This is a genomic window from Nocardioides sp. (genome assembly GCF_004803405.1).
Classification (GTDB): Bacteria; Actinomycetota; Actinomycetes; order Propionibacteriales; family Nocardioidaceae; genus Nocardioides; species Nocardioides vastitatis.
The window spans coordinates 1-6,928 of sequence record NZ_SSXI01000311.1 but is presented as its reverse complement, the minus strand read 5'-3'; the positions used below and the strand labels follow the sequence as shown (position 1 = coordinate 6,928).

The 6,928-nt window shown below is 69.2% G+C and carries 6 protein-coding genes and 2 pseudogenes; 6 read left to right on the top strand and 2 right to left on the bottom strand.

The genetic code is table 11. The features are described from left to right. Both E7Z54_RS21375 and E7Z54_RS21370 read left to right on the top strand, forming a co-directional pair. Positions 1–303: pseudogene (locus E7Z54_RS21375) on the top strand (DNA-3-methyladenine glycosylase 2 family protein); the annotation flags it as partial. Positions 304–312: 9 nt separating this feature from the next. Continuing rightward, positions 313–792 (top strand): methylated-DNA--[protein]-cysteine S-methyltransferase, encoded by a 480-nt coding sequence (locus tag E7Z54_RS21370; protein WP_136436750.1) that lies wholly within the window; start codon positions 313–315, stop codon positions 790–792. 27 nt (positions 793–819) lie between these two features. On the opposite strand, the gene E7Z54_RS21365 is transcribed toward E7Z54_RS21370, so the two are convergent. Next, the gene (locus E7Z54_RS21365; RefSeq protein WP_038680330.1) at positions 820–1,542 is read right to left on the bottom strand and encodes an IclR family transcriptional regulator; all 723 of its coding nucleotides are present in this window, start codon (positions 1,540–1,542) and stop codon (positions 820–822) included. Between the two features lie 123 nt (positions 1,543–1,665). On the opposite strand from E7Z54_RS21365, the gene leuC reads away from it, so the two are divergent. From leuC to E7Z54_RS24280, 4 genes are all read left to right on the top strand, one after another. Beyond that, positions 1,666–3,078 carry a 3-isopropylmalate dehydratase large subunit gene (gene leuC / locus E7Z54_RS21360; RefSeq protein WP_136436749.1) on the top strand — a complete coding sequence of 471 codons (1,413 nt, stop codon included), beginning with the start codon at positions 1,666–1,668 and terminating at the stop codon, positions 3,076–3,078. A 2-nt stretch (positions 3,079–3,080) separates the two neighbouring features. Further along, on the top strand, positions 3,081–3,680 hold the full coding sequence (gene leuD, locus E7Z54_RS21355; RefSeq protein ID WP_136436748.1) for a 3-isopropylmalate dehydratase small subunit: 600 nt from the start codon (positions 3,081–3,083) through the stop codon (positions 3,678–3,680). Between the two features lie 54 nt (positions 3,681–3,734). Continuing rightward, positions 3,735–5,705 (top strand): LTA synthase family protein, encoded by a 1,971-nt coding sequence (locus E7Z54_RS21350; protein ID WP_136436747.1) that lies wholly within the window; start codon positions 3,735–3,737, stop codon positions 5,703–5,705. 125 nt (positions 5,706–5,830) lie between these two features. Beyond that, positions 5,831–6,466, top strand: a complete 636-nt coding sequence (locus E7Z54_RS24280; protein WP_168798448.1) for an HU family DNA-binding protein — start codon at positions 5,831–5,833, stop codon at positions 6,464–6,466. Between the two features lie 70 nt (positions 6,467–6,536). Here E7Z54_RS24280 and E7Z54_RS23605 read toward each other — a convergent pair. Continuing rightward, positions 6,537–6,928: pseudogene (locus E7Z54_RS23605) on the bottom strand (2-phospho-L-lactate guanylyltransferase); the annotation flags it as partial.

Sequence of the window (6,928 nt, the reverse complement as noted above, 5' to 3'; positions counted from 1 at the left end):
CGGGCCCGCGCGCTGGCTGGCCTGGCTGCCGCGATCGCCGCCGGTGAGGTCTCGCTCGACCGCGGCCCCGACCGGGCGGAGGTCCGGCGCCGGCTGCTGGCGCTACCCGGGATCGGTCCCTGGACGGCTGACTACATCGCGCTCCGCGCGCTGGGCCACCCCGACGTGTGGCTGCCGACCGACGTCGGCGTGCGCAACGCCCGGGTCGAGCACCCCGACGCGGACCCCGAGCGCTGGTCGCCCTGGCGGTCCTATGCCCTGCTGCACCTGTGGACATCCCTGTCCGACCCGCTGGGAGAATGAGAGAGAGCCATGTGGACCGTCATCGAGTCGCCCGTTGGACCGCTGCGCATCGTCGAGCAGGGGGGTGCGATCACCGCGATCGAGTTCTCGCCGTTCCGTGACACCAGCGGCCGCCCCCGCGGCGACCGCGACGACGACGCACCGATCCTGGTCGAGGCCGTCCGGCAGTTGCGCGAGTACTTCGCTCGCGACCGCAAGGAGTTCGACCTCCCCCTGGCGCCGGTCGGCACCACCTGGCAGGTCGCGGTGTGGGAGCAGCTCAAGCTGGTCGGCTACGGCGAGACGGCCTCGTACGGCCAGATCGCCGCCCGCCTCGGCAAGAGCAATGCCGCCTCGCGCGCGGTCGGGCTCGCCAACGGGGCCAACCCGATCCCGATCGTGGTGCCGTGCCACCGGATCATCGGCGCCAACGGAACGCTGACCGGCTACGCCGGCGGCATCGACCGCAAGCAGACACTGCTGGGATTGGAGCAGGAGGCGTTGTTCTGACCGAGCAGGGTCATGCGAGGACCGAGCTCACTCCGCGGCGGCCCGTCGCAGCGACTCGGAGAGTCGCTCGGCAGCGGCCAGGACCGCCGGAGCGTGCATCCGGCCGGGCTGGCGGGAGAGTCGCTCGAGCGGGCCGGAGACGGAGACCGCGGCGATCACCTTCCCGCCGGGCGAGCGGACGGGAGCCGAGACCGAGGCGACACCTTGCTCCCGCTCACCGACGGACTGGGCCCAGCCGCGGCGCCGGATGGCCGAGAGCTCGGCAGCCGAGAACGCGGAGTTCTGCAGACCGCGGTGGATCCGCTCGGGGTCGTCCCAGGCGAGCAGCACCTGCGCTGCGGAGCCGGCGCGCATGGTCAGCTGCGAGCCGACCGGAATGGTGTCGCGCAGCCCCGAGGGTCGCTCAGCGGCCGCCACGCAGACGCGGTGGTCGCCCTGGCGCCGCCACAGCTGCGCGGACTCGCCGGTGATGTCGCGCAGTCGCGCCAGCACCGGCCCCGCGGTCGCCAGCAGCCGGTCCTCGCCGGCCGCCGCGGACAGCTCTGCCAGTCGCGGGCCGAGTACGAAGCGACCCTGCATGTCGCGCGCCACCAGTCGGTGGTGCTCCAGCGCCACCGCCAGCCGGTGGGCGGTGGGTCGGGCGAGCCCGGTGCCGGCGACGAGGCCCGCCAGGGTCGCCGGACCCGACTCCAGGGCCGTGAGAACCAGGGCCGCCTTGTCCAGCACGCCGACGCCGCTCGAGTTGTCCATATGGCAATACTGCCGTCTCGGATGATGGGATGCAAGCGTAGAGTTGGTCACGGCGCATCGGGACCGCCGATGGCCGCCAGATCAGCAGGCCCCACGAGGGCCGTTCGAACCGAGGAGCGAGTCATGGGCAAGACCCTGGCGGAGAAGGTGTGGGACGAGCACGTCGTCCGGTCGACCCCGGGGGAGCCGGACCTCCTCTACATCGACCTCCACCTCATCCACGAGGTCACCAGCCCGCAGGCCTTCGACGGCCTGCGCCTGGCCGGGCGCAAGGTGCGCCGTCCCGACCTGACCCTCGCGACCGAGGACCACAACGTCCCGACCATCGACTGGGACAAGCCGATCGCCGACCCGGTCAGCAAGACCCAGGTCGACACGCTGCGCAAGAACGCAGCCGACTTCGGTGTCCGGCTGCACCCGCTCGGCGACATCGAGCAGGGCATCGTGCACGTCGTCGGCCCGCAGCTCGGCCTGACCCAGCCCGGCATGACCATCGTCTGCGGGGACTCGCACACCAGCACGCACGGTGCGTTCGGGGCGATCGCGTTCGGCATCGGCACCTCCGAGGTGGAGCACGTGCTCGCCACCCAGACCCTGATGCAGGCGAAGCCGAAGACCATGGCGGTCACCGTCAACGGCAGCCTGCCCGACGGCGTGACGGCCAAGGACCTGATCCTCACCCTGATCACCCAGACCGGCACCGGCGGTGGCCAGGGCTACATCGTGGAGTACCGCGGACAGGCCATCCAGGAGCTCTCCATGGAGGGCCGGATGACCATCTGCAACATGTCGATCGAGTGGGGCGCCAAGGCCGGCATGATCGCGCCCGACGAGACCACCTTCGCCTACATCGAGGGCAAGCCGGAGGCTCCGAAGGGCGACGACTGGGACGCCGCCGTCGCGCACTGGAAGACCCTCGTCACCGACGAGGACGCCGTGTTCGACAAGGAGATCGTGCTCGACGCCTCGGAGATGACGCCGTTCGTGACGTGGGGCACCAACCCGGGTCAGGGCGTGCCGCTGGGCGCGACCGTCCCCTCGCCCGACGACTTCGAGGACCCCTCCGACAAGGTGGCGTGCGAGAACGCACTGGAGTACATGGGCCTCCAGGCCGGTACCCCGATGCGCGAGGTGAAGGTCGACACCGTCTTCGTCGGCTCCTGCACCAACGGTCGGATCGAGGACCTCCGTCTCGCGGCCGAGATCATCAAGGGCCACAAGGTCGCCGAGGGAACGCGGCTGCTCGTCGTCCCGGGCTCGGTGCGGGTGCGCAACCAGGCGATGGAAGAGGGCCTCGACCAGGTCTTCATCGAGGCCGGAGCCGAGTGGCGAGGCGCAGGCTGCTCGATGTGCCTCGGCATGAACCCCGACCAGCTCACCCCCGGTGAGCGCAGCGCGTCCACGTCCAACCGCAACTTCGAGGGCCGGCAGGGCAAGGGCGGTCGCACCCACCTGGTGTCGATCCCGGTCGCAGCGGCGACCGCCGTCCGCGGCACCCTGTCCTCGCCCGCCGACCTCGTCCGCCAGGAGGCCTGACCATGGAGAAGTTCACCACCCACACCGGCGTCGGCGTCCCGCTCAAGCGCAGCAACGTCGACACCGACCAGATCATCCCGGCGGTCTACCTCAAGCGGGTGACCCGCACCGGCTTCGAGGACGGCCTGTTCGCCGCGTGGCGCAACGACCCGGCCTTCGTGCTCAACAACGAGGCCTACGCACACGGCTCGATCCTCGTCGCCGGTCCCGACTTCGGCACCGGCTCCTCGCGCGAGCACGCCGTCTGGGCGCTGCAGAACTACGGCTTCAAGGTCGTCCTCTCGGCCCGCTTCGCCGACATCTTCCGCGGCAACTCCGGCAAGGCGGGACTGGTCGCCGCCCAGGTCGACGAGAAGGTCATCCAGCGGCTCTGGGACTACCTGGAGCACAACCCGGGTGGCGAGATCACCGTCGACCTGGAGTCACAGACGGTCTCGACGCCGGGCGGCGAGGTGCAGGACTCCTTCGACATCGACCCGTACACGAAGTGGCGCCTGCTCAACGGTCTCGACGACATCGGCATCACGCTGGGCCACGACGCCGACATCGCGTCGTACGAGGCGAGGCGACCGAGCTGGAAGCCCGTGACGCAGCGGGTTTGACGGTTCACCACAACCGGCCCTCGAGGCACGGGGTGGACACCTATAGTTCACCCCGTGTCCAGCCTGGCCCGCGCCGAGCGGGCGGGTGAGGAGCAACCCGAGGCGCCCGCAGCTCTCGAAGCACCGCAGCCTGCTCCGCTGCGCACCGTGCTGGGTCGAGGCGCGCTCGGCACCCTGCAGGCCGCCGTCGTCGCGACGCTGCTCCTCCAAGCCTCCACATTCGCGCTGTTCTACCCGCGTTGGCTGAAGGACCAGCTCATCGACGGTGTCGCGTTCTACGCCGACACCCTCGTGATCTGGCTCGTCCTGCTCCTCCTCTGGTCTGTGCTCGGCAGGCTCTGGTGGTCGATCGGGATCCTGATCGCGATCGTGATCACCGTCGGCATCGCCAACATCGTGAAGATGCGGCTGCGCGAGGAGCCGGTGTACCCCAGCGACCTCCACTTCGCGAGCGAGCCCGAGTTCCTCACCTCCATGGTGTCGCCGCTGCTGCAAGCGGTTGCCGTCGCGGTGTCCATCGGGACCGTGGTGTGGGCAATGCGGATCGGCCGGCGCATGGACCTGCGCTATCCGCGCCCGTCGTGGAGGCGGCTGCCTCGCCGCCAAGCGGTCGCCGTGCTCGGCCTGCGGCTCGCGGTCGCCGTGATCACCGGCCCGCTGCTGCTCCAGACCGCGCAGTTCAACCATCCCGGCAGCTACTGGCGTGGCATCTACGAGGTGCGCGGCGACCACTGGCGCTACTGGAACCAGAAGACCAACTACCGCGCCAACGGATTCGTCGGCGGCTTCCTCTTCAACATGCCGGTCGACGCGATGAGGGAGCCGATGGGGTACGACCAGGCGGCGATGGACGAGATCGCCGACCGCTACGAGCGAGTGGCCGAGCGGATCAACGCGGGGCGCACCGGAAGTCTCGACGACGTCAACGTCGTGCTGGTGCTCAGCGAGTCGTTCACGGATCCGACCGAGCTCGACGGGTTCGAGCTCGAGCGCGACCCGATTCCGCGCACTCGCGCGCGGATGGCGGAGACGACGTCCGGGCACATGCTCGCCCAGATGTACGGCGGCGGCACGGCCAACATGGAGTTCGAGGTCTTGACGGGCCAGTCGCTGGGACTGTTCCGCGCCCAGATGCTCTCGCCCTACCAGATGCTCGTGCCCGAGCAGACGGACTATCCGTCGGCCGTCGGTTGGCTCACGAGCCGGGGGCACGAGGCGATCGCGATCCACCCCTACCGCGAGGGGATGTACAAGCGGAAGCAGGTCTACGGCCGCTTCGGGTTCGAGTCGTTCATCCATGCCGAGACGATCGGGTCGACCGACACGATCGAGGAGAACCCCTACATCTCCGACGATGCCGCCTTCGACGAGGTGCTCAGGCGGATCGACGACCAGGAGAAGCCCCTCCTGGTGAACCTGGTGACGATGCAGAACCACATCCCGGTCGAGGACAACTACGAGGACCCGATAGAGGTCAGGGGCGCCGAGGGCGGCCAGGCCGAGCGGATCGGTCAGTACGCACGCGGCCTCGAGTACACCGACCAGGCACTCGACAGCTTCCTCGAGACGCTCGAGGAGAGTGACGAGAAGACGATCGTCCTGTTCTACGGAGACCATCTCCCCGGCATCTACGGCTCGTCGCTGAAGAACGAGAACCGCGGGCTTCCGCTGTACCGCACGCCCTTCTTCATCTGGAGCAACCAGCCGGGGCAGAACCGAGCACGCACCGTGCCGATCACCAGCCCGGCCTTCTTCCTCCCTCTGGTCTACGAGGTCGCGGACGCGCCGGTGCCGCCGTTCCTCGCGCTGCTGGACCGGGTGCACCGGGAGGTCGCCGTGATCCAGCAAGGTCGTCTGCTCGATGATCGGGGAGAGTCGATCGCCGAGGCCGCGATGGCGCCAGAAGTCGCTCAACTACTGGAAGATCTGCGCCTCGTGCAGTTCGATTTCTCCATTGGTGGACGTTTCGGTCTTGACCGGATGTGGCCAGGTTCGGCCTCCGAAAGACCGAAAACCCCGAAATAGCGGCCAATTTGGGAAAAAACACGCGCCAAACACGGCGTGGTGATTGTGAGTGAGGCCACTAATGCCTAGCGTGCCGTGAAAGGACGGCTGAGCGTGGGCTCGGCCGCAAAGGCCCAAGGGACGGCATGGCCGTCGTTTCGGAAGGACAGGTAGTGAACAAGTCTCAGTTGATCGACGCGCTGGCCGAGCGCTTCGAGGGAAGCCGTAAGGACGCGGCCCACGCCCTTGACGCGGTTCTCGACACCATCACCCGCCAGGTCGCGAAGGGCGAGAAGGTCGCCATCACCGGCTTCGGCTCTTTCGACAAGGCCGTACGCAACGCCCGTTGGGTCCGCAACCCGCAAACCGGTGACCGCATCAAGACCAAGAAGAAGGCCGTTCCGAAGTTCACGCCTGGCGCGGACCTGAAGAACGTCATCTCCGGTGCCAAGAAGCTGCCCGCGCTGCCGAAGCCGGCCAAGAAGGCCGCGGCTGCTTCGAGCTCCACGGCCAAGAAGGCCGCTGCTCCGGTGAGGAAGGCCGCTGCCGCCGCCAAGAAGTCCGCGGCCAAGAAGGCTCCGGCGAAGAAGGCACCCGCGACGAAGGCAGCTGCCACGAAGGCCGCTCCTGCGAAGAAGGCGCCTGCCAAGAAGGCTCCGGCCAAGAAGGCACCCGCCGCGAAGAAGGCGCCTGCCAAGAAGGCTCCGGCCAAGAAGGCACCCGCCGCCAAGAAGGCGCCTGCCAAGAAGGCTCCGGCCAAGAAGACTGCGAAGAAGGCCTGAGGGCCGACACAGTCACCGTGATCGGGCCGTCCTCCTCCGGGAGGGCGGCCTGATCGCTTTTCCCCGACCGTCAGCCGGGGATCGCACAGCCGGCGAGCGCCCCCGCAGTTGCGAGACCGACTCCCAAGGCGGACGCCTCCGCGAGGCCGGTGACGTCGTCGACGTCGCGCCGCAGCCCGGGCAGATCTCCGGGCACGGACGTCGTGCCCGCCGAGGTGTGTGCCGCTGCGGAGGCGGATCCGAAGCGCGGGTCGAAGTCGTCGTACCACGCGGTGTAGAGCGTGGTGCCGGTGCCGTCGGCGTCCTCGACGAAGCACGGCGCCGCCGTGGAGGCGACGAAGTCCAGCGCAGTCGCGAGGTCCTCGGGGCGGAGCGCGGGCAGGTCGGCGCACAGCGCCACCGGCCGGAGGCCGGGGGCGCCGATCCTCAGCGCAGCGGCCGCTTGGCGCAGGGCGGCGTTGA